The sequence below is a fragment of the Steroidobacter flavus genome, from assembly GCF_042651805.1.
In the GTDB taxonomy this organism is placed as follows: Bacteria; Pseudomonadota; Gammaproteobacteria; order Steroidobacterales; family Steroidobacteraceae; genus Steroidobacter; species Steroidobacter flavus.
The window spans coordinates 972885-993827 of sequence record NZ_JBHSDU010000003.1; the positions used below are offsets into that span (position 1 = coordinate 972885).

At 62.0% G+C, this 20943-nt stretch carries 17 protein-coding genes; 9 read left to right on the forward strand and 8 right to left on the reverse strand.

Features of this window, described 5'->3' with window-relative positions:
• Positions 1–47 precede the first annotated feature (47 nt).
• Entirely contained in the window at positions 48–1904 is a 1857-nt protein-coding gene (locus ACFPN2_RS09845; protein ID WP_380596436.1) for an asparagine synthase-related protein, read from the forward strand.
• On the opposite strand, the gene ACFPN2_RS09850 is transcribed toward ACFPN2_RS09845, so the two are convergent.
• Positions 1901–4765 carry a TonB-dependent receptor gene (locus tag ACFPN2_RS09850; protein ID WP_380596437.1) on the reverse strand — a complete coding sequence of 955 codons (2865 nt, stop codon included), beginning with the start codon at positions 4763–4765 and terminating at the stop codon, positions 1901–1903. The two genes, ACFPN2_RS09845 and ACFPN2_RS09850, sit on opposite strands and share 4 nt — an antisense overlap.
• A 151-nt stretch (positions 4766–4916) precedes the next feature.
• Between ACFPN2_RS09850 and ACFPN2_RS09855 the strand changes: the two genes are divergently transcribed.
• Positions 4917–6080, forward strand: a complete 1164-nt coding sequence (locus ACFPN2_RS09855; RefSeq protein ID WP_380596438.1) for a DSD1 family PLP-dependent enzyme — start codon at positions 4917–4919, stop codon at positions 6078–6080.
• A gap of 74 nt (positions 6081–6154) precedes the next feature.
• Here the strand turns inward: ACFPN2_RS09855 and ACFPN2_RS09860 are convergent, their stop codons facing one another.
• Positions 6155–6481, reverse strand: a complete 327-nt coding sequence (locus tag ACFPN2_RS09860) for a hypothetical protein (RefSeq protein WP_380596439.1) — start codon at positions 6479–6481, stop codon at positions 6155–6157.
• A 213-nt stretch (positions 6482–6694) separates the two neighbouring features.
• Between ACFPN2_RS09860 and ACFPN2_RS09865 the strand changes: the two genes are divergently transcribed.
• Both ACFPN2_RS09865 and ACFPN2_RS09870 read left to right on the forward strand, forming a co-directional pair.
• Positions 6695–7969: an NAD(P)H-binding protein gene (locus tag ACFPN2_RS09865; protein WP_380596440.1), complete on the forward strand. Its 1275-nt coding sequence runs from the start codon at positions 6695–6697 to the stop codon at positions 7967–7969.
• Positions 7951–8415, forward strand: coding sequence for a DUF2269 family protein (locus ACFPN2_RS09870; RefSeq protein WP_380596441.1), 465 nt, complete (start codon positions 7951–7953; stop codon positions 8413–8415). The genes ACFPN2_RS09865 and ACFPN2_RS09870 overlap by 19 nt, the downstream gene beginning before the upstream one ends.
• Here the strand turns inward: ACFPN2_RS09870 and ACFPN2_RS09875 are convergent.
• A complete protein-coding gene (locus tag ACFPN2_RS09875) occupies positions 8388–8954 on the reverse strand; it encodes a diguanylate cyclase (protein WP_380596442.1) in 567 nt (188 codons plus the stop codon). The genes ACFPN2_RS09870 and ACFPN2_RS09875 overlap by 28 nt on opposite strands.
• Between ACFPN2_RS09875 and ACFPN2_RS09880 the strand changes: the two genes are divergently transcribed.
• Complete coding sequence (locus ACFPN2_RS09880; RefSeq protein ID WP_380596443.1) at positions 8953–9588, forward strand: cysteine hydrolase family protein; 636 nt, start codon at positions 8953–8955, stop codon at positions 9586–9588. The two genes, ACFPN2_RS09875 and ACFPN2_RS09880, sit on opposite strands and share 2 nt — an antisense overlap.
• Here the strand turns inward: ACFPN2_RS09880 and uvrA are convergent.
• Positions 9585–12122, reverse strand: coding sequence for an excinuclease ABC subunit UvrA (gene uvrA, locus ACFPN2_RS09885; RefSeq protein WP_380596444.1), 2538 nt, complete (start codon positions 12120–12122; stop codon positions 9585–9587). The genes ACFPN2_RS09880 and uvrA overlap by 4 nt on opposite strands.
• A gap of 96 nt (positions 12123–12218) precedes the next feature.
• Here uvrA and ACFPN2_RS09890 point away from each other — a divergent pair, with 96 nt between their 5' ends.
• The gene (locus ACFPN2_RS09890; protein WP_380596445.1) at positions 12219–13172 is read left to right on the forward strand and encodes a hypothetical protein; all 954 of its coding nucleotides are present in this window, start codon (positions 12219–12221) and stop codon (positions 13170–13172) included.
• Here the strand turns inward: ACFPN2_RS09890 and ACFPN2_RS09895 are convergent.
• Positions 13162–13362: a DUF2905 domain-containing protein gene (locus ACFPN2_RS09895; protein WP_380596446.1), complete on the reverse strand. Its 201-nt coding sequence runs from the start codon at positions 13360–13362 to the stop codon at positions 13162–13164. The genes ACFPN2_RS09890 and ACFPN2_RS09895 overlap by 11 nt on opposite strands.
• 21 nt (positions 13363–13383) lie before the next feature.
• Positions 13384–16380 (reverse strand): sensor histidine kinase, encoded by a 2997-nt coding sequence (locus ACFPN2_RS09900; protein WP_380596447.1) that lies wholly within the window; start codon positions 16378–16380, stop codon positions 13384–13386.
• Positions 16381–16640: 260 nt separating this feature from the next.
• Here ACFPN2_RS09900 and ACFPN2_RS09905 point away from each other — a divergent pair, with 260 nt between their 5' ends.
• The gene (locus ACFPN2_RS09905) at positions 16641–17189 is read left to right on the forward strand and encodes an outer membrane beta-barrel protein (RefSeq protein WP_380596448.1); all 549 of its coding nucleotides are present in this window, start codon (positions 16641–16643) and stop codon (positions 17187–17189) included.
• Positions 17190–17199: 10 nt separating this feature from the next.
• Here ACFPN2_RS09905 and ACFPN2_RS09910 read toward each other — a convergent pair whose 3' ends face one another.
• Together ACFPN2_RS09910 and pdxR are read right to left on the reverse strand one after the other, a co-directional pair.
• A complete protein-coding gene (locus ACFPN2_RS09910) occupies positions 17200–18243 on the reverse strand; it encodes a zinc-dependent alcohol dehydrogenase family protein (protein WP_380596449.1) in 1044 nt (347 codons plus the stop codon).
• A gap of 330 nt (positions 18244–18573) precedes the next feature.
• Entirely contained in the window at positions 18574–20028 is a 1455-nt protein-coding gene (pdxR, locus tag ACFPN2_RS09915; RefSeq protein WP_380596450.1) for a MocR-like pyridoxine biosynthesis transcription factor PdxR, read from the reverse strand.
• A gap of 83 nt (positions 20029–20111) precedes the next feature.
• Between pdxR and ACFPN2_RS09920 the strand changes: the two genes are divergently transcribed.
• Together ACFPN2_RS09920 and ACFPN2_RS09925 are read left to right on the forward strand one after the other, a co-directional pair.
• The gene (locus ACFPN2_RS09920) at positions 20112–20519 is read left to right on the forward strand and encodes a cupin domain-containing protein (RefSeq protein ID WP_380596451.1); all 408 of its coding nucleotides are present in this window, start codon (positions 20112–20114) and stop codon (positions 20517–20519) included.
• 92 nt (positions 20520–20611) lie between these two features.
• The gene (locus ACFPN2_RS09925; RefSeq protein ID WP_380596452.1) at positions 20612–20932 is read left to right on the forward strand and encodes a hypothetical protein; all 321 of its coding nucleotides are present in this window, start codon (positions 20612–20614) and stop codon (positions 20930–20932) included.
• Positions 20933–20943: the final 11 nt, after the last annotated feature.

Consider the following 20943-nt stretch of genomic DNA (forward strand, 5'->3'; position numbering starts at 1 on the left):
CGTCCGGGTGCATGCGGCCGAATGCACCCGGATGCCTGGAGACATATATGTTTCGCTACCTCGCTTTGGCATGGAACGTCGATGCGACCGAGCAGTGCGCGGCGGCCCGGATTTTGATCGATCGGCTGAGCGCGCGATTCAAATCGTGGGGTCGAGTCGAACAAAAAAAGGGTCTATGGGTGCTCCACCCGAATTTCCGGCAAGGCTCGCTCGAAGTCCTGCCGTTGCCGGACGAGCGCGGCGTGCTGATCGGCGCCTTGTTTGAGCGGCGAACCGATCTCACCGATGACTCGGCCGCACCCCGCTTCCGTCCGACGATTCAACAAAGCGAACAGATCGTCGCGAGTCGCGGCCGCTGGTTGATGGAACACACGTGGGGCAACTACGTCGCCCTGTTGCGAGACCCCGTCAGCAACCGCGCTTGGGTGAGCAAAGATCCGACCGGCAGCCTGCCGTGCTTCAGCACCACGTTTCAGGGCGTGCACGTGATCTTTGGAAACATCGCCGACCTGGTCGACACCCAGCTGTTCAAGTTCACCATCAACGAGCGCTATCTGCAGGATCGCGTGCTCCACGGCGGGATTCTGGATCAGCCCGCATTGAATGAAGTCCGGACCGTCTATCGCGGTGAATGTGTCGAGCTGGATCAGAGGACGGCGCAGCCCAGAGCGTTTCATTGGCATCCACTGCGCTTTGTCGACCCGAGCGAGACTATAGAAGATCCAACGTTTGCCGCTCGAGCCATTCGCTCGACAGTTCGTTCATGCACACGCACGCTGTGCAGCGATCACGAGAGTGTTCTACATCGACTGTCGGGCGGGCTGGATTCATCCATCATCGCCGCTTGCCTTGCGGACGTCCCTGCCCGGCCCCGGTTGGCGTGTTACACCTACTTCACGCCCGGTGGCCGATCGGATGAACGTCCCTGGGCCCGGCTCGCCGCCGGCAAATATCAGTTGCCCCACCAGGAACATTCCGCCATCGCGGATCAAATCCCCTTACCCAACGTGATGAACTTGCCGCCTCTGGTCGAGCCCACCGCCACCATGGGGTACCTGCTCAGAAACACCCTGGAGCAGCAGATCGCTCGCGAGCACCAGGCAACCGCGGTGTTCTGCGGCGACGGCGGCGATTCGGGCTTCTGCGGCGACACGTTCGCCTACGCCGTCTCGGAATATTTGCAGCGTCATGGCTTGCGCCCACGCGCACTTCGACTGGCCTCTCGGGTCGCGGCGTTGACGGAAGAGTCGACATGGACCGTGATGATGAAATCGCTGCGCCGTTGGCGCCGAGGCGCGGGCATGGAACATCAGCGCAAGACGTTGCTGTCGGTGTCGACGCTGGTCGATGAAGCGCTGCGCGCCAGCTATGCCGACGCCGCCAGCTTTCCACATCCGTGGCTCGATCATTTGCAATCGGTACCCTGGTCGCTCGTCCGACGACTCGGCGCTTTGCTGGCCACACCGGAGTTCTACAACGTTACGCCCGGCATCGACGCACCCGAAGTGCTCGCGCCGCTCTATTCACAACCCGCGATGGAATTGTTTCTGCGCATTCCAGTCGACGTGCACTTTCAAGGCGGACATGAGCGCGGGCTCGCACGTCAAGCCTTCGCGCAGGATGTGCCGGCCGAGATTATTCGTCGCAATTGGAAAGATCGAGCGCCGGGGTTCATCGATCGACTGGTCGAACGACACCGCAGCTTCCTGCGCGAGCTGCTGCTCGACGGCGTGCTGGTTGAGGCGCGATTGCTGAACCGCAAAGCGGTCGAAGAGGCGCTGAGCGAGCGGGTGTCGAAGAGCCCGGTGTATCCGGGAGAACTGTTGCGCCATCTGGATGTGGAAGTCTGGGCGCGAACCTGGCGAGCTTGCGCGAGCGACGCGCGACGCCGCGCCACCGCTTAGAATTTCTTTTCCAGGCGCATGTAGTACGTGCGCTCCTTGAGCTCACTCTGCGACGAGTCGAAACCAGCAGCGTCACCAACATCGGCAAAACTAGGCTTCGCATCGAGCACGTTGATCGCGCCCACCCAGAATTTCAGTCCCTCCAGCCAGGACTCACGGCCATACACCATGCCCAGGTCCAGCGAACCTTGCAGATCGAACAAGGTCTGCGCGGCCACCGTTCGACCGGTGCGCACACCGGCAACCGCATCGTCATAAGAAGGCGTGTAACGAGCAAACACAGCGCCCCCCACAGGCCCGCGCTTCCACTTCAGCGACAGGATGGCGCGCCAGTCGAGGATGGTGCCGAGCTCGCTCGCCAGATCGACCCGAGCCACCGGTGCCTGACCCGGCACATCGGTGGAGTCGAAGCGATCGAACCAGGTGGCTTGTAACTCGGGGGTGAAGCGCCCGAAGTCGGTCAGAAAATCGGCTTTGACGGCGAAATCCACCCCGGCTGCTTTGACGCCACCGACGTTGATGCGCGATGAGTCAATGGTTCGCAACACGCCAGTGACCGGGTCGCGCCCGATGCGATCGTGGAACAGCACCTCGTTGGCCAGCATCACCTGCGGCGGTACCGAGACCACCCGATTCTTCATATCGATGCGCCACCAGTCGGCCGAGACATTCCAGTTGTAGGCCGAGTCTGGACTGAACACCACGCCGGCGGTGAGCGAGCGCGCCGTCGCTGGCTCGAGCTCGTTGTTGCCGCCCATTGTGAACAGGACAGTCGCCAATTCGTGGCGCACTGGATCGGTCACCCGAGACACCGCCGAGATCTTCGGAAGATACATTTCATATAACGATGGCGGTCGGAAGCTGCTGCCACCCGACACGCGCACGCTGAAGTCACGATTCGGTTTCCACAACAGACCCAGCTGTGAGCGCAGCACATGGCCAAACTCGCTGTAATTGTCCCAGCGACTGCCGGCAGTCAGCGTCAGCTCGTGCAAGCCAGGCACGGCCGTGTGCAGCTGGTCGCTAATGAGTGGCACGCGAAGCTGCGCGAACCCGGAAGTCACATCTCTATCGTGATCGAAAGTACCCGCGGCCTCGTTGGAAGCGCGCATGGACTCGTTGCGCCACTCCGCGCCCAGCACAGTAGTGAGAGGACCGGCGGGCAGGAACCAGATCGGCCCCTGCACGAATCCGGCGAACTGCTGACCGCCGGAACTGAACTCATCCACGTCACGAGGCAACAACAAACTGTCGAGCAGGTCCTTGTTGCCGATCGGACCGGCAGAGAAAGGATTCAGCGCCTGCGCCGGATCGGGATTCGACAACGCTCGCATCGCTGCGACCAGGTCCACCGCATGGTCGAGCCCGGTGGTCGCTTGTTCATCGGAGCGCAAGGCCGACAGCTCCCAATTCCAGCGCCCCCAATCGCCACGCAAGGCCACCGCCCAACGCAACAGATCCGAGTCGACGGACTGCGATTGCGACGGATATTCCGTGAGCAACCGATTGACCAGCACCGTAGTACCGAAAGGGTTGTAGGGGTTGCTCGCGGACACGGGCATGCCGGCCAAGACGGGCGGCGAAAAGTAATAAGTCGACTCGCGGTTCACATAAAGCAGTTCGCCCGTCGCAGAGATCCGATCGGCGAGCCGCGCCGTTCCCATCGCGGTGATGGTCCGTCGCGTCGCTTCGGGAACGATGCTGGAGAATCTGAGCAAACTTTCCAGATTCGGCTGACCTGCGGTCGCAGTGAAGTCGCTGCCATCCAACGGCACCCCGGCGACATTCGATGACAAACCGGGCAAGTTGCCCGTCACCGAGCTGACATTGCCCGGGCTGCTGACCAGCGAGCGATGGTCGCGCCCGCCATAACGACGGAAATCCTGATCGCGCCACAGAGCGCGCTCATCGCCGAGCAGGCCGCCGATGTTGAAATAGTCGAACACCACCGCGCCGTGATATCGATCCTTGTTCACGCCCGCGGAGAAAGTGACTCGCTCCTGCTCGGCGCCGCCCTCGGCTTCGCCATATCGCAGCTCCAGCGTCGGTTCAGCCACTTTGTCACGGAGCACGATGTTGATGACGCCGCCGATCGCGTCGCTGCCATACGCAGCTGCCGCCGAATCCAGCAAGAACTCGATGCGCTCCACCGCGGTGACCGGAATGGTGTTCAGATCGAATGCGCTGGACGAGAGGCTGTTGGCACTGGGCAAGGCTCTCCGTCCATTGATGAGAACCAGTGCTGTGTCAGGACCCAGACCGCGCATTTCGGCGTACTGCGCGCCGCTGGTTCGATAACCTTCCGGCCGCGAATAAGCACTCTGAGAAATATATTTGAGCGCGTCTGCCAAGGTCGGCGCGGCTATGGCATCCAGATCGTCGCGCTCCATCACGACCACCGGCGGCACCGACAATGTGAGATCCCGGAGCGGCCAGCCCAGCACCAGCACTTCCTCGGGCTCGAGTCGCAACGGATCCACGTCGGTTGAGTGCGGCAGGGTCCGAGCGACCGCGTCACCGGGCAGGCCGGTCGATACATCCGAGCGCGGCCGGGGCTCGACCGAGACCATGCTGTCCTCGATCCAGCGCGAGGTGAGCGAAGACGAGCGCAGGATCACACTCAACACCTGATCGACCGTGAGCAGCCCTTTTACCGGCCCGACCAGTCCCACCTCTTCGGCATCGTCGGAGCTCAGGTACGCGACCAGCAAGTCGGCCTGACGACTCAGCTCATGCAGCGCCATGACCCGGGTCGTGCGCGGAATGTCGAATTCGAATTGTTGTAAGCGCGATTCGTTCTCAGCCACGGCCGTGGCGGCGAGCAGGAGCAGAAGCGGTCCCAGTAGCAGGCGTCGGGGCACGAGCCGATCCACTCATCGTTATTTGCATCCGATATTGGGATAGGGCATGGCGATCGTGCAACCTGATTTTTAAAAATTACGGTGCTTCTACCGATGTATTCTCAGTCGAGGCGTGCCACGTTGGCAGGCCGCAGCAAAAGTGCATAGATCGATGTCCACGAGTTTTGAGCCCTCTCCGACCGAGTCCGCCTTGGCCCCCCTGCCCACGCCGGGCCTGCTGCTCGATCAGCAGCGCATGGATCGGAACATCGCTCGTCTGAAACAGCATCTGCGACCGCTCGGTGTCGGCCTCCGACCGCATCTCAAGACGTCGAAGTCCATCGACATCGCGCAGCGCCTGATGGCCACGCCCACCGGGCCGGCGACCGTGTCGACGTTGAAAGAGGCTGAGGAGTTCGCGGCCGCCGGCGTCAAAGATATTTTGTATGCAGTCGGCATCGCGCCCGCCAAGCTCAACCGAGCAGTCGCGTTGCGAAATCGCGGCGTGGATCTGTCCATCGTCGTCGACAATCTCGACCAGGCAAAGGCCGTGGCCGCGAAATGTCGCGAGCTCGGCGTCAAACTTCCGACGCTGATCGAAATCGATTCCGACGGTCATCGCGCCGGTATACAACCGGGCGATCCTTTGTTGGTCGAGATTGCGCGCACGCTGCAGGAAGGCGGCGCCGACCCTCGCGGCATCATGACTCACGCCGGCGGTTCTTACGACGCTCGCAGCGAAGCACAGCTCGTGGCCGCCGCTGAACAAGAACGAGCAGCCGCAGTCCAGTGTGCTGAACAATTGCGAGCGGCCGGATTCGCCTCCCCCGTGGTGAGCGTGGGCTCGACTCCGACCGCCCACTTCGCCCGCGACCTGACCGGCGTCACCGAAGTCCGGGCCGGCGTGTTTGTGTTTTTCGATCTGGTGATGGCCGGCATCGGCGTCTGCTCCATCGACGACATCGCGATCAGCGTGCTCGCCAGCGTGATCGGCCACCAGCCGAGCAAACATCAGATCCTGGTCGACGCCGGCTGGATGGCGATGTCGCGCGACCGTGGCACAGCGAATCAACCGGTCGATCAATACTACGGTCTGGTGTGCGATCCGAGCGGTCGCCCCTATCCCGACCTCATCATGCGCCAGGCGAATCAGGAACACGGCGTGCTGGAGATTCGTCCCGGCAGCTCCGCGCCGCTGCCCGACCTGCCGGTGGGCTCGCTCGTTCGCATCCTGCCCAACCATGCGTGCGCGACGGCCGCTCAACACACTTATTACAACGTGCTCTCGGAAGGTCGAGTCGTAGCCAAGTGGCCGCGCATTGCCTCAGGCTGGTGAGCACACTGTCGGAGATCGACGATGTGACGCCGGTTGAAGTGGTACAGGCCGACTTGTCACAACCCTAGCGAAGCTCATCGTCGACTGTCGCGCGCGATCGCGGCAATGGCCAGGCCGGCGGCAAACGCGGCATACACCGCGACCATCCCTGTCGAACTCACGTGCTTTTCAAAGCCGGGCCGAAGACGGCGCGGCGTCAAATGGTAGTCAACGACATAAGCCGTTGCCGCGCTGACTGCGGCTTCGGCGCAGTGTTGTATCGCCGGCTTCTTGCGCCGGCCGCCGAAAACAGATTCGTGCAGCACGGCCCAGAAGATCGAGGTGGCGTGATGGATCGCGTAACCGGCTGCCGTGTGACGAAGGCTCGCCTCGCGAGTGTAAGCCTCGGCCTCGCCCCACAACCACTGACTCGGCCCATTCAAGCCCCCGGCGGCACTATTTTCATGCAGCTTGCTACACGCCATCAGCATAGCGGCCGATGCCAGACTCGCTGCGCTTCCTGAAACAACGGCCTCGCTCGCCATTCGTTTGAACATGGGCCGCCGCCTGCGATATGGAACATTACTAAACATCGTTAGTTCAACCTCGCAAGCAGCCTCCCGGTTCCGCCCTCCATGGTCATCCTTATCACCGGCGCCACAGGATTTATCGGACGCCGTCTGACGGCGGCTCTGCGTGCGCGTGGGCATCGGGTCATTACGGTCGGTCGACGCGCTACCGATGGCGACTCGATTGCCGCCGATTACACGCGCGATCTGGAGCCGTCGACATGGGCAGGTCGACTGGCAGGCGTCGACGCGGTCGTCAACGCGGTCGGCATCATTCGCGAGCACGGCAACCAGACCTTCGAGAACATTCACGTGCGCGCACCACAGGCTCTGTTCGCGGCATGCGCTGAGGCAGGCGTTGAGAAAGTCGTGCAAATCTCCGCGCTGGGTGCCGATCGCGGCAGCACTGGATATTTCACGAGCAAGCACGCGGCCGATCAATATCTAGCGTCGCTGCCGCTGCGCTGGACGATCGTTCAACCTTCGCTCGTGTTCGGCGCCGGCGGCGCGAGCGCCACGCTGTTCACGCTGCTCGCGAGCTTGCCAATCATTCCTCTGCCTGGCGGCGGCCATCAGCAGGTTCAGCCCATTCACGTCGACGATGCGATTGCCGCCATCGAAAAAATCATCGAAACCTCTGAAATGGAGCGCCGGCGCGTCGCGCTCGTCGGCCCCGAACCCATCGCCTTCAAAGATTTCCTGCAACGATTACGCGCGCGGCTACAATCGTCTCGTGCAAGGTTCGTGAATATTCCCGCCGGCATGATGTACTTATCGGCCTCGGTCGCCGAGCATTTGCCGGGTTCGCTCTTGGATCGAGAAACATTGTCCATGCTCAACGCCGGCAATACGGCTCCGCCCGACGATACGCAGCGACTGCTCGGCCACCCGCCACGAGCCACCGAACAATTGATCGGCGATGAGCAACGGGCAGCGATGCTGATCGCAGCTCAGCTGGCCTGGCTGTTACCGCTGCTCAGATACAGCATCGCGCTCGTTTGGATCTGGACCGGCATCGTGTCGCTGGGCTTGTACCCGATCCAGGACAGTTACGACTTGCTCGCCCGCGTCGGGATCGGCGGCGCGCTGGCGCCAGTGATGTTGTATGGCGCGGCCGTGCTCGATCTATTGGTCGGCGTTGGCACCTTGGTCCTGCGACAGCGCCGATGGCTATGGCTGCTGCAACTCGCGGTCATCGGCGGCTACACACTGATCATCACCTTCAAGCTGCCGGAGTTCTGGCTGCATCCTTATGGGCCGTTGAGCAAGAACCTGGTGATGCTCGCAGCCATCTATCTGCTGTACACGCTGGAAGCGCGTCGATGGAATACCTCGTCGTAAAGTGGCTGCACATCCTGTCGTCGACCATCTTGTTCGGCACGGGGCTGGGCTCGGCGTTCTACATGTTCTTTGCGAGCTTGACGCGCGATACCCGGGTCATCGCAACCGTCGTTCGCTATGTCGTGATCGCGGACTACGCCTTCACGACGCCCACCATCGTCATTCAACCGCTCACCGGCCTCTACTTGATTCACCTCGCCGGCTTCCCGCTATCGAGCACCTGGATCGTCGTGTCCATCGCTTTGTTCTTTCTCGCCGGCGCGGCCTGGCTGCCGGTGGTGTGGATGCAGATCAAGATGCGCGACATGGCAGTGACCGCTGCTGCTAACGGCACGGAGTTGCCACAGCGCTATTGGACCTTTCTCAAGGGATGGGTCGCGCTCGGCATCGTTGCATTCGCGGCGCTGGTCGTCGTGTTCTATTTAATGGTCGCGAAACCCGCCTGATACCGCAGCTGCTTGCGCTCGCCGCGATGTCGCAGCGTTCGCACCAGTTCCTCCAGGATGGGCACGCCGGCCAGGACGGTGAAGCTCGCCAACAACAACACGCGGCTTGAGTCCGGGCGCACCAGAGTGAGCGAGGCGCCACTCAACCCGGCACCGATCTGCTGCCAGTGCAACACCCCGAAGAGGGCGACGGCAACCAGCGGCAATACATCCATGAAGCCATGGATGAGCTGTTCGAATGGCGAGATGTAGCGCTGACCATCCGTGTAAGAAACATCCAGATGGGCCAGCACGGTATGCGCCACGACTGCCACGACCATCGCGCCGAACACGAGCGCATTCGGCTCGAGCAGTGAGCCAGCCGCGATCGCGATCAGCAGCGTCAGGAATTGCAGCAGGTGGAACCAGGACTCGACGCTGCCGGAGGTGTGCTCGATGTCGGTCTGCCGATGACACAGGTAATCGGCCCCGCCCGCCAGCAGCCACAGCGGATAGACGCCCCACCACAGTAGATTTTCCAGCAAGGCAGGCAGACTCATGCTGCTTGAAATTCCTGCCAGGTCAGCCGGGTTCCCCGGGCAAGGAACCATCACGCCGCTGCCACATTCTCTGCACATGCCCATCCGACACAAACCCGGCACAGCGCTGCTGATCCTGGACATGATCTCCGAGTTTCGCTACCCGGACGGCGGGCGCATCGTACGAAGCGCGCTCACGGCTGCTCCGAACATTGCGCGATTGAGAGAACGCGCGCACCGGGCAAAGGTGCCTGTGATCTATGTGAATGACACGGCCGGCAAGTGGGAGTCCGATCAGAAATCCTTTGTCGATCGTTGCATGCAGCCCGACTCCCGCGGGCGGAAGATAGTCCAGCTGCTGGCGCCCACGCCCGAGGACTATTTCATGTTCAAGCCGCGGCACTCGGCATTCTTCGGCACGCCGCTGCACACCCTGCTCGAGCGACTGAAGGTTCACAGGTTGATCGCCACCGGGATCACCAGTCATCAGTGCGTGTTGTTCACCGCCATGGATGCGCACGTTCGTGAGTACGAACTGGTCATCCCGGCGGACTGCGTCGGCGCCGGAGCGGCGGCCGACACTAAACACGCGTTATATATCTTTTCTCACGCACTGATGGCGAAGGTCAGCAGCTCGAGACAGGTGCGCTTCTAAGAGCCGGTCGCATCCGCGAGGAACTCCGCAAGGTAAGGCGCCGTTCGGCTCCGCTTTGACTGAGCGACCTGAGTGGGCAAACCGGTCACGACCACTGAGCCGCCTTCATCGCCCGCGCCCGGTCCCATATCGATCACCCAATCGCTGCCCGCGACTACGCGCATATCGTGCTCGACAACCACGACGGTGTTGCCCGCCTCGACCAGACGCTCGAGCTGGATAACCAATCGCTCGACGTCGGACGGATGCAAGCCGGTGGTCGGCTCATCCAGTACATATAAGGTGTCGCCCTTGGACAAGCGTTGCAGTTCCGTGGCCAGCTTGATGCGCTGAGCTTCGCCGCCGGACAGCTCCGTCGCCGCCTGCCCGAGCCGCAAATATCCCAGCCCGACTTCGCGCAGCACATCGAGCGAGCGATGGATGTGCGGCTCGTCCTCAAAGAACTTCCACGCCGCATCCACGGTCATCGCCAGCACGTCGGCGATGTTCTTGTCCCGATATCGAACCTCCAACGTCTGCGCGTTGTATCGGGCACCGTGACACGTCGGACAAGGCGCGTACACGCTCGGCAAGAACAAAAGCTCGACCATCACAAAGCCCTCGCCTTCGCAGGTCTCGCAACCGCCCTTCGCGACGTTGAAGGAAAATCGACCCGCATCGTAACGACGCGAGCGCGCGGTCTTCGTAGCTGCGAACAGCTTTCGGACGTAGTCGAACAGCCCGGTGTAGGTCGCGAGGTTGGAGCGCGGCGTGCGACCGATCGGTTTCTGGTCCACCCGCACCAATCGCTTGATTCGATCCATGCCGCTGACGATTTTCCCGCCGAGCGTATGCACGACAGTGCGTTCCAGCTCGCTGCCCTCCTCCTCGTCCGGAGCGACCGTTTGCCCGAGATGCGCGGAGACCAGCTCAACCAACACCTGGCTCACAAGCGTCGACTTACCCGAGCCCGACACGCCGGTGACGCTGGTCAACAAGCCCAGCGGGAACTGCGCGTCGAGCCGTTCCAAGTTGTTTCGTGTCACTCCACTCAACTTCAACCACTCACGCGGCGCTCTCGACTCACGCGGCGGCAGCTTGAACTCGGAGAACAGGAACCGCCGCGTATGCGACGTCTCGATCGACGCTAGACCTTTCGGCGGCCCGCTATACAAGATCTGACCGCCATGCTCGCCCGCGGCCGGGCCAACATCCACGATCCAATCGGCATGCCGAATCACATCGAGCTCGTGCTCGACAACGAACAACGAGTTGCCCGCTTGCTTCAACTGATCGAGCGCGGTCAGCAACGCCTTCGTGTCCGCGGGATGCAAGCCCGCCGACGGCTCGTCGAGCACATACACGACGCCGAACAGATTCGATCGCACTTGAGTCGCGAGCCGCAGACGCTGCAGCTCACCCGGCGACAGCGTGGGCGTACTCCGCTCCAGTGACAAATAGCCCAAGCCCAAGTCGAGCATCACCGCGACTCGCGCTTCCAAATCCTGCACGATGCGCTGTGTGACCATCGCCTTTTCCGGATGCTCCGCCTCGAGCTTGCGCCAGCGCGGCGTCGTGCCGGACGCGTACGGCTTCAACAACTTGGCCAGCTCCTTCAGCGGCAGGCCCGACATCTCCGCGATGTCCAACTCGGCAAACTTCACGGACAGCGCTTCGAGCTTCAACCGCTTGCCCTTGCAGAGCGGACAGTCGGTGCTGACCAGGTACTGCGACACCCGCTTCTTCATCAGCGCACTTTCGGTGTTCGCGAAGGTGTGCAGAACGTAGCGACGCGCGCCAGTAAACGTTCCCTGATAACTCGGCTCTTCCTTGCGCTTCAACGCCCGTCGCACCTCACTCGGCTCGTAGCCCGCATACACCGGCACCGTCGGCTGCTCCTCGGTGAACAGCAGCCAATCGCGATCTTTCTTCGACAATTCACGCCAGGGCTTGTCGATGTCGAAGCCGAGCGTCACCGCGATGTCTCGCAAATTCTGCCCATGCCACGCCGGCGGCCACGCGGCGATCGCTCGTTCCCGAATGCTGAGCGAAGGATCGGGCACCATCGATGCTTCGGTGGCATCGTAAATCCTGCCTAACCCATGACAGGTCGGGCACGCACCCTGCGGCGTGTTCGGCGAAAACGACTCGGCATAGAGCAGCGCTTGACCGCGCGGATAGTCGCCCGCCCGCGAATACAGCATGCGGAGCAGGTTCGACAGCATCGTTACGCTGCCTACCGATGAGCGCGTCGTCGGCGAACCCCGTTGCTGTTGAAGCGCGACGGCCGGCGGCAAGCCGTCGATCTCATCCACCTGCGGCACGCCCATCTGATGAAACAATCGCCGTGCATACGGAGATACCGATTCCAGATAGCGCCGCTGCGCCTCGGCGTACAACGTGCCGAACGCGAGCGAGGATTTTCCCGACCCCGACACGCCGGTGAACACCACCAACGCATCGCGTGGAATCTCCACATCGACATTTTTCAAATTGTGCTCACGCGCGCCACGGACGCGGACCCTGCCGTCCAGGCGTGAATCGGTCTTTTTCATTGCTGGATAACTGACTGTGGATGCGATTGGTTTCGCGGCACGGCGCGTCCTACGTCATAAGTAAGCGCCACCTGCGAGACCCGCGTGCATTCTCCCATGAACCGCCCATCTGCCGCGCTGCTCGGCGCGCTCGCGCTAGGGACGAGCGGTCTAGCCTGGGCGGAGCACGACATCGAGTACGTCCAGGAGCATCTGCCCGAAGTCATGATGGACAATCGGTACGCGACGCTGCCGATCTGGAATTTGGGCACCGGCGAGCAGCGCACCGCATTTCAGTTGCAGGCAGCCTATGCTTCCGCGGGCGCCGGCGATCTGAGCATTGCAGGGCCGTTACTCTCGATGTCCGCCACGCGATCGCTGAGTAGCAAGACACGGCTGGGCGCCTTCGGCTTTTACGATCCCTTGCGGCTGCAAGCCGACCACGACAGCCGGCCGTTGCAAACGTTGTTCGCCCCGGAGACACCGATCGAGCGACCGGTGGACGCGGAGTTCAGCAATCTCAATGGCACGGCGAAAGACTTCGGCGCCGGCTTGTTCTGGGCGCGACATCAAGAGGAAGGTCTGTTCGGCGAGCACAACTGGGTCGTCGGCGTGCTATGGCAACGGGTCGACCTGAAGGACTATCGCTTCGACTACGTGATCGCGAGCGGCCCGCAGTCAGGGCTGCAGGGCCAGATCGATTTCGATGCGCGTTACGATCACATCGCTCCGTTCGTCGGATTGGAAGTGCCGCGCGGCCGTGGCGATTGGGTGTTTACTCCGCATGCGTTGTTCGCCTATCCGACGCCCAGACGAGGCATTCAAGGCCACATCACCGGCCCTGATTTCGATATTCACGGCGACACCGCCAGCGCCGGTAACGGCAAACATTTCGGCGATCCGTCCCTGACCCTCGGTTTTACGATCACGTACCTGCCGGCGCATCTGTCCATCGACGCGGGCACGCTGCTCACGCAACAGTTCCTGGAACAGAAAATTCATCCCGGCATCGAGAGCAACTGGTTGCTGTCGGTGTCGTGGGCACCGGGTGCGGGCAAAGCTACTTTCTGAAAATCATCAGGATCAGCGAGATCACGACGCTGACGATGACCATGGTGGTCAGCGGAAAAAACAGTTTGAAGCCCGGCCGGTCGATCATGAAGTCGCCGGGAAGCCGGCCAATGGGCAGCTTCGAAATCCACGGCCAGGCGAGCCCGACCAGCGCGATGACCAGGCCCAGAACGATCAGTGAGCGTTGCATGCGACGTTCTCCGCAGCGCGCTCAGCGATACAGGCTGCTGATGCGCTGAAACCACGATGTGCGACGTGCGGCTTGATCATAGGCGATCGCGCCGGGCACGCGAAGTTGGACCTCGGTGCCCGCATCGCTGCGGCTCCAGATCTCGACGCGTCCGTGAATCTTGCGCGCTCGCTCGCGCATACCCGTCAGTCCCCAGCGGCCGTCCCGTCCGCCGGATTCGAGCACGTCGTCGGGAATTCCGCGACCGTCATCGCGAACATTGATTCGCAACTCGCGCGGCTCGTACTGAACTTCCACTTCGACGGCCTTCGCCTGTGCATGACGGAGCGCGTTGAGCAAGGCCTCGCGTCCGATCCAGTACGCTTCATCGCGCACGATGGGATGAAGCGGGCGCGCGGTGCCGATCTCGACAATCTGCAAATCGATCGTTGCACTCTCGGCCGCGACCTCTTGCGCGACTTGTTTGAACGCTTCCGCCAGGTCGCTCTCGGTCGCCTCGGACGAGCGCAGATCGCGCACTCGGTCGCGTCCGTCGACGAGCACCTGATCGGCTCGCTCCAACGCGCTCTCCATCATCTGTCGCGCCGGCTCCTGCGTCGGGATCCGATCAACCACCGATTGAAAGCGCAGAATCAATCCCTGGAATCCTTGCAGCAGCGTGTCGTGCAACTCGCGGGCAATACGCTCGCGCTCCGCGATCCGCTCGGCCAGTCGGTCGTGCATCTGCTTGGAAACTTGTCGCATGCGCAACTGATACAAGCCGGCCAACAACATCAGCGCCACGGCAATCGCGAGAATCCGGAACCAGTGCGTTTGATAGAACGCCGGCAGGATCGAAAACTCCAGCGACGCGCCCTCTTCGTTCCATACGCCATCGTTATTCGAGCCGACGACACGGAAGCGGTAGCCACCGGGCCCGAGGTTGGTGAAGCCCGCCTGCCGGCGCGAGCCCGCGTCACGCCAACTATCATCCATTCCTTCGAGTTGATAGCGCGCATGAGCGCGCTCCGGAATCGACAGACTGAGCACGGCGAAATCGATTTCAAGACTGCGCGTGCCCACCGGCAGCTGAATCCCAGGCTTGAGCGGCTGCGCGACGCCTTTGATATTCAATGACGTGATCGCGATCCTCGGCACCTGCGAATTGCGAACAATGTGCCGCGGATCGATCCAGACGACGCCATCGTCGGTCGCGAACCACAGCCGACCATCGTCGCCCTGAATCATCGTCGGCAACGGCCGAAGCAGCGTCGGACGTCCGACCAGCCCGTCCAGATAATCGAAGCGATCGAAGCTCACCGCGTACTTCGGATCTTGAACGGCTCGATCCAGCTCCGCCGCCGCGATGTGCAAGATGCCGCCCATCGTATGCAGCCAAAGATCGCCTTCCGCCGTTTCAACGACGCCGGAAATACCGTGCAGCGCTTTCGGATCCGTAGCGCTCACGGACTGAAAGCGATCCGAGTGCAACAGCTGCAAGCCCTTCTCGCCCGCGGCCCAGAGACCGTGCCGACCTTCGAACAGCGCCAGCACATCTCCCAGCGACAATCCCTCGTTTTGCGAGTAGAGATGCATGCCCGACGCATCGGATCTCACCAGCGCATTGTTGGCGTAAGCGATCCACAGCTGCCGGTGCGAATCGGTCAGTAACGTTCGAGGCGCACGGCGCGCTTCGACGCCCGGTGCGTTGGGCAGGTTCGTCCAGCGATTGTTCTCATATTTCCAGAGACCGCCGACGCCTTGGATCGCTGCCCACACCACGCCGGCATCGTCCACCGCCAGTGCTTGAACATCATCGACAACGACGCTGCTCGGCAAGGGCGAAACCAGCTTTGGCTCGCCGTCAATCACTCGCCAGATTCCCTGCGGGCCGCCAAACCACAACGTGCCGCGACGATCTCGATTCGTGGCAGTGACGCGCAGCTGAGGCCCGTGCTCTGACACTTCCTCGCCGCGTAAGCGCATCAACCGATGCGTGGTCGTGCCCGCCCAAACCTCACCATGCTCACCCGGCACCAATGCAAAATCATGCGCGCCATCCGGAAAGGGCGCCTGGATCAACGCGGAGTAGCGAAATCGATCCAGGCCGCCGCTGGTGCCTGCCCAAATGTTGCCCTCACGATCCTCGAACAGCGGCCACGCATAATCGGCACTCAATCCGTCCCTGCGCGTGAATGTTTCTATCGGCGCACCGGCCCGCGACTGTCGATGCATGCCACTGCCGAGCCCGGACATCCACAACACACCGTCGCGATCGAACAGAATGCCGGCCGACTGAATCTCGATCCGGGTCGCCGGCGCGGACTTCTCCCCCGGCCGGCGCAACGGATGAATTGCGCCATCCGCCTCCGCGACCCACACTCTCCCGTCCGGCGCCTGCGCGAAACGTCCTGCGAACCCGATGCGCTCGCCCGTTTCTTCGAACGCGTGCGAGCCCGCCCACAAATAAAACACACGATCCTTCATCGCGACCCACAGCGTGCCGTCGCGATCGAGGAACACCGCGCGTGTTTCTGCTTCCGGCTGAGCAGGATCGAGCGTCACCTTGTGCCAGCGCTTGCCGTCGAAGCGGGCCAGGCCCGTCGACGTGGTCACCCACAGGGTTCCTTCAGCGTCGGCTTGCAGTCCCATCGCCGTACCAAACGGCAAACCGTCCTGCTGGTCGTAGTGCCGGGCGCGGCCGTCCTTTAAAAAGCTGACGCCGTTTTTTTGATAGCCAACCCAAAGTCCGCCGTTCGCGGCGAACAGCGACTGGATGGTGGTCTGGGGAATGACGTCGTCGGGGATGGCTTCGAAGCGCACGCCATCGAAACGATACAAGGCATCGGGCGCGGCCAGCCACAAATAACCGTCATCGGTCTGGGCCAGCGCCGAGATCTGGCCGGGCGCACCTTCGTTGATTGTCCAACTGGTGTGATGAAACTGCTGCAGCGATCGATTCCGATCGAGCGCGCTGCAAGTCAAACTGAACAGGAAAAGAACTAAGGTACAGCTGACGCTGCGCCAGACACCCAACATCGCACAACCCGATGAACACCCGCGCCAAGTCGGGCGACGAGCATATCAGGCGCTCGATCAATAAGCAGACAATTCTGAATCAGGCCTGGCGGTAGGTCTCGGCGCCTTGGGGCTGGGCTGCCTGGCTCGGGGAATTTCGCGTCAGAACGCGTGTTTAGCCGCTTGGACGTGGCTCTATTCGCACCCGGCATCGTGATGGGCCTCTCAATTTGAGGTCTCTGCGCTCGGCATACTGCCGGCACCCATCAAGGAGTGATTCTATGCACAAGCGCGTGGCTGTGAATGGACTGGCTCTGCTCGGCTTGCTTGCGAGCACCAGCGTTTTTGCCGAAACCCACACGGGCTTCTATCTCGGTGCGGGCCTCGGCACTACATCGATCGAGGACGACGATACGGGGTTCGATGGCGACGACACCGGGTTCAAGCTGTTTCTCGGTTACAACGTCTACCCCAACTTCGCGCTCGAGGTCACTTACTTCGACGGCGCCAAGCCGGAGGAGCGCGTCAACAACTTTGCGATCCAGGTCGCCGCCACCGGGGTGAACTTCTCCGCACTTGGCCGCCTGCCGCTCGGCGATATCTTCACGGCGTACGGCAGAGTGGGCTTCGCAAAGTACGATACCGACATCTCTCTCCGCCTGGGCAACCTGCGCGGCTCGGATAGCGACAGCAGCACGGACCTATCCTATGGCATCGGCGGCGCCTTCAATGTCGGAGCGAAGATCGAAGTGCGTGGCGAGTATGAGGTCGTTGACGTTTCCGGCGGCGATTTCAACGTGCTGTCAGTGAGCGGGCTCTACAAGTTCTGATAGGGCTCGGTCAGAACGTCAGTACGATCTTGCCCATGAAGTTGCCGGCGGCCATCGCCTGCAAGGCTTCCTTGTACTGCTCGATGGGATAGACGCGGTCGATGAGCGGGCGCAGGTGGTGGCGGGCGATGAATTCGTTCATGCGGAGGTAATCCGCGCGCGAGCCCACGAAGATTCCTTTCGCGGTCGCTGATTTCTTCAACAGTCCCCATGCGGATAACGAGCCGTCGTAGCCCGTGATTCCTCCGATGATGGCGAGCGTACCCTCGTCCGCGAGGCTGTCCACCGATTGTCCGAGCGTGCTCTTGCCTACTACATCGATTACGAGATCCGCACCGCGTCCGTCTGTCACTCGCAGTACGGCCTTCGACCAGTCGGGTTCCTTGCGATAGTTGATGCCCTCTCGCGCGCCCAGCTTGTAAGCATGCGCCAGCTTTTCGTCCGAACTGCTCGTGACAATCGTTCGCGCACCTGCCGCCACCGCGAACTGAAGTGCGAACGTCGATACGCCACCGGTTCCTTGCACGAGCACCACGTCGCCCTTCTGTGTGTTTACGCGCCCGAGGACTCCGTTCCACGCGGTCAGCGCGGCGGTCGGTAGAGTTGAGGCTTCTTCGTAGCTGAAATCTTTTGCGATCGGCACGACGGCTCGCGCATCGAGCGCCACGTATTCGGCAGCGACACCCTCGATGCTCCAACCGTACACAGCGTCCAGATAGGCTTCTCGATACGGACCGTCGATCCAGTTTCTAAAGTACGTGCTAGTGACTCGCTCGCCCTTCCGGACATCCTTTACTGCGCGTCCGACTGCAACCACTTCTCCCGCGGCATCCGACACCGGCGTCTTCGCCGCCTCAGCGAAGTTTTGCCGCTCCAGACGTGAGAGCTCACCACGGTTCAGACTGATCGCATGCACGCGCACCAGAACTTGATCGTCGGCGATGGTCGGTAACGGAGCCTGAACCAGCGTCCATTCGTAACGCTCGCCGGTCTTCTCGATGACGATCTTGCGGCCCGTGGCTGGGAGCTCGGAGGAGTGAGCGATCGAGGACACCGCCATGCTCACGGTTAAGACTGCGACGCGGAGACCGGATGGTAGTGACAGCATGATGCGCACTGTCTCGTTTCGAGTGGCCCCGAAGAAGAGCCACTTCGAAGCAACCCCGCGGAGCCACTTCAGCGAGCGGCCACAGCCAGGTACTAAGGAACGAGCCACTTCAGCGACTACCTGTGCCGAGGAACAAGCAGCTACTTCAGCTATTGCACCGCTGCGCGGTACAACCAAGCAACCCAGCGATTACTCGGTGGCGAGGCACGAGCGAGCTGCTCCAGCGATTGCTCAGCGGCGCGGCTCAAACGAGCGAGCTCTCTCCGAACTCACCAACTATCTAGTGCCGAAGGCACGCGCGAGCCTGACTAGCCCCTCCGAGATGTCGCGTTCGGTCAGGCTGCTGTAGCCGAATACCAGGCCGCTCCGGCCGGTGCGGCCGACTTGGAAGCGGCTGAGGGAATAAACACCCGTCCCTTGTCGATTCGCGCGCTCAACGATCCGCTCGGCATCGACAGGTGACTGCGTGTACGCCGCGAGATGCAGGCCGGCGGCCGACGGGACCGGCACCAAGTGCTCGCTCAGATGTTTCTGAAGCCCATGAAGCAGCGCCTCCCGACGCCCGCTGTAAACCTGTCGCATGCGACGCACGTGCCGAGCCAACTGCCCCTCGCTGATGAAGCTCGCCAACGTTTCCTGTAACAACGGCGAGCACTGCCCATCGGCATAGTGTTTCGCCGCGAGCAGGGCCGGTTGCGCCCACGACGGCGCAGCGACGAAGCCTAAACGCAAGTCTGGAAACAAGCTCTTAGAGAACGTCCCAACATAGAACACCGACCCCGCCCGATCCAACGTCTGCAAAGCATCCAGCGGCCGCGAGCCGAAGCGGAACTCCGCGTCGTAGTCGTCCTCGATGATCGCGGCATCGTGAGCACCGGCAAACGCCAGCAACTCCGCGCGACGGCGCGGTGACATCACCGCTCCTGTGGGAAACTGATGAGACGGCGTCACGTAGATAACGCTGGCAGTAGTCGGCAACTTCTCGACGATCAATCCTTCCTCGTCCACCGGCACGGGCACGATCTTCGCACCCGCCGCCATGAACGCCATACGCGCACGTTGATAGCCCGGATCTTCCATAGCCACGACATTGCGCTTCGGCGCCAGCAGAATTCGGGCGAGTAAATCGAACGCCTGCTGCGCGCCGCTGGTCACAACAATATCGGCCGCATCGCAAGCCACCGCCCGGGCGAAGGAAACATGCTTCGCGATGGCCTCGCGCAACGAGGGCCGACCGGCGGCCGTCTCGGCGACGGGCGACTGACGAGCAAAGGTCCGCAACGAGCGGGCGGACAAACGACGCCAGGTCGCCATGGGAAACTTGGAAACATCGGGCAAGCCCAATCGAAACTGATAGCGCACCGGACCCGGCGACGGCGCGCCGTCGACGAGCGGGCGTTGCCAGAACTCGCCCAACTGGCGCACCCGTTTAGCATTCGACTTCTGCTGACCAACCCAGCGCGCCACGCGTGGCACAACATCAGCCACATAGGTCCCCGCGCCATGGCGAGTCGTGATGTAACCTTCGCTGAGCAGCAAATCGTAAGTTGCAATTGCAGTGTTTCGAGACACGCCATAGTTACTGGCAAGCACCCGCGTTGCCGGCAACCGCAGCCCAGGCCGCAACCGGCCTTCGAGGATGGCCGCTTTCAATTGCCCGTGCAGCGAACGCAACCGCTCGCCCGATTTGCGGGGCGGAATGCGGAGGGGCAGCTCGAAAACTGGTTCCATCGAAGTTGGCCTTTTTGGCTCTTTCAGGGAGCCGCGTCCAGGCGCATTCTGGCGCGTGTCACCAACCATCAACAAGCTACGTCATGAACAAACTCGCCATTGGCGCCGCAATCTGCGTGGCGCTGCTCGGATCAGCCTCCCAGGCCGCGGACCCCAAGCCCGCAGTAGTCCAACCTCTGCTGACAGAACCGCTGACCGGCATTCCCGGCAAGGAAGTCACGGTGCTGACCGTCGAATACCTGCCCGGCGGCACGTCCCTGCCGCATCGACACGACGCAGATGTGTTCGTCTACGTGCTGGAAGGCGCGGTCGTCATGCAGGTGGATGGCAAAGAGCCGGTCACCGTACGCAAAGGTGAAACATTCCGTGAAAAGCCCACGGACATTCATCGTCAGTCCATGAATGCGAGCAAGACCGAGCCCGCCAAGTTCGTGGTCTTCGTGGTGAAGGATCAAGGCAAGCCGGTGACGCGCCCGGTCGACGGAGCCTGAACACAACGACAGCATTCGCCGCGGCCAGGGACTGGCGCAATACAAACATTGTGATATTGTGCGGTCCGTCTTGGTTGTTATAGACGCTGGCCGTGGCACTGTCGTTCTTCACATCTCATCCTCATCGCCTGCAGCGACGCCTGAGCGTCGTGCTGTCGATGGTGATTTGCGTGTGGATGCTGGCGGCGGCGACCCACTTCCACACGCCGCTCGACGATGTCGATGCGCATCACAGTGCGAAAGAGCTGTGCGGATTCTGCGCTTCTCTTCCTGCCGGCGGCGCCGCCCCCACGGTGTGGACGTTCGTTCCCACCGCTCATCGTCAGCACTTCACGGCGCCCGCCGAGATTCTGCCGACCGTTCCCGCCGTTGCTGCTGCGTCTTATCGCAGCCGCGCGCCGCCTCTCGTTTAACCGTCGCTGAT

What these genes read in the sequence shown, in the direction of transcription:
- ACFPN2_RS09845 (WP_380596436.1), top strand. Translation starts at nt 48, where the DNA reads ATGTTTCGCTACCTCGCTTTGGCATGGAACGTCGATGCGACCGAGCAG.
- ACFPN2_RS09905 (WP_380596448.1), top strand. Translation starts at nt 16,641, where the DNA reads ATGCACAAGCGCGTGGCTGTGAATGGACTGGCTCTGCTCGGCTTGCTT.
- ACFPN2_RS09890 (WP_380596445.1), top strand. Translation starts at nt 12,219, where the DNA reads ATGAACCGCCCATCTGCCGCGCTGCTCGGCGCGCTCGCGCTAGGGACG.
- ACFPN2_RS09920 (WP_380596451.1), top strand. Translation starts at nt 20,112, where the DNA reads ATGAACAAACTCGCCATTGGCGCCGCAATCTGCGTGGCGCTGCTCGGA.
- ACFPN2_RS09865 (WP_380596440.1), top strand. Translation starts at nt 6,695, where the DNA reads ATGGTCATCCTTATCACCGGCGCCACAGGATTTATCGGACGCCGTCTG.
- ACFPN2_RS09900 (WP_380596447.1), bottom strand. Translation starts at nt 16,380, where the DNA reads ATGTTGGGTGTCTGGCGCAGCGTCAGCTGTACCTTAGTTCTTTTCCTG.
- pdxR (WP_380596450.1), bottom strand. Translation starts at nt 20,028, where the DNA reads ATGGAACCAGTTTTCGAGCTGCCCCTCCGCATTCCGCCCCGCAAATCG.
- ACFPN2_RS09870 (WP_380596441.1), top strand. Translation starts at nt 7,951, where the DNA reads ATGGAATACCTCGTCGTAAAGTGGCTGCACATCCTGTCGTCGACCATC.
- uvrA (WP_380596444.1), bottom strand. Translation starts at nt 12,122, where the DNA reads ATGAAAAAGACCGATTCACGCCTGGACGGCAGGGTCCGCGTCCGTGGC.
- ACFPN2_RS09875 (WP_380596442.1), bottom strand. Translation starts at nt 8,954, where the DNA reads ATGAGTCTGCCTGCCTTGCTGGAAAATCTACTGTGGTGGGGCGTCTAT.
- ACFPN2_RS09895 (WP_380596446.1), bottom strand. Translation starts at nt 13,362, where the DNA reads ATGCAACGCTCACTGATCGTTCTGGGCCTGGTCATCGCGCTGGTCGGG.
- ACFPN2_RS09880 (WP_380596443.1), top strand. Translation starts at nt 8,953, where the DNA reads ATGCTGCTTGAAATTCCTGCCAGGTCAGCCGGGTTCCCCGGGCAAGGA.
- ACFPN2_RS09855 (WP_380596438.1), top strand. Translation starts at nt 4,917, where the DNA reads ATGTCCACGAGTTTTGAGCCCTCTCCGACCGAGTCCGCCTTGGCCCCC.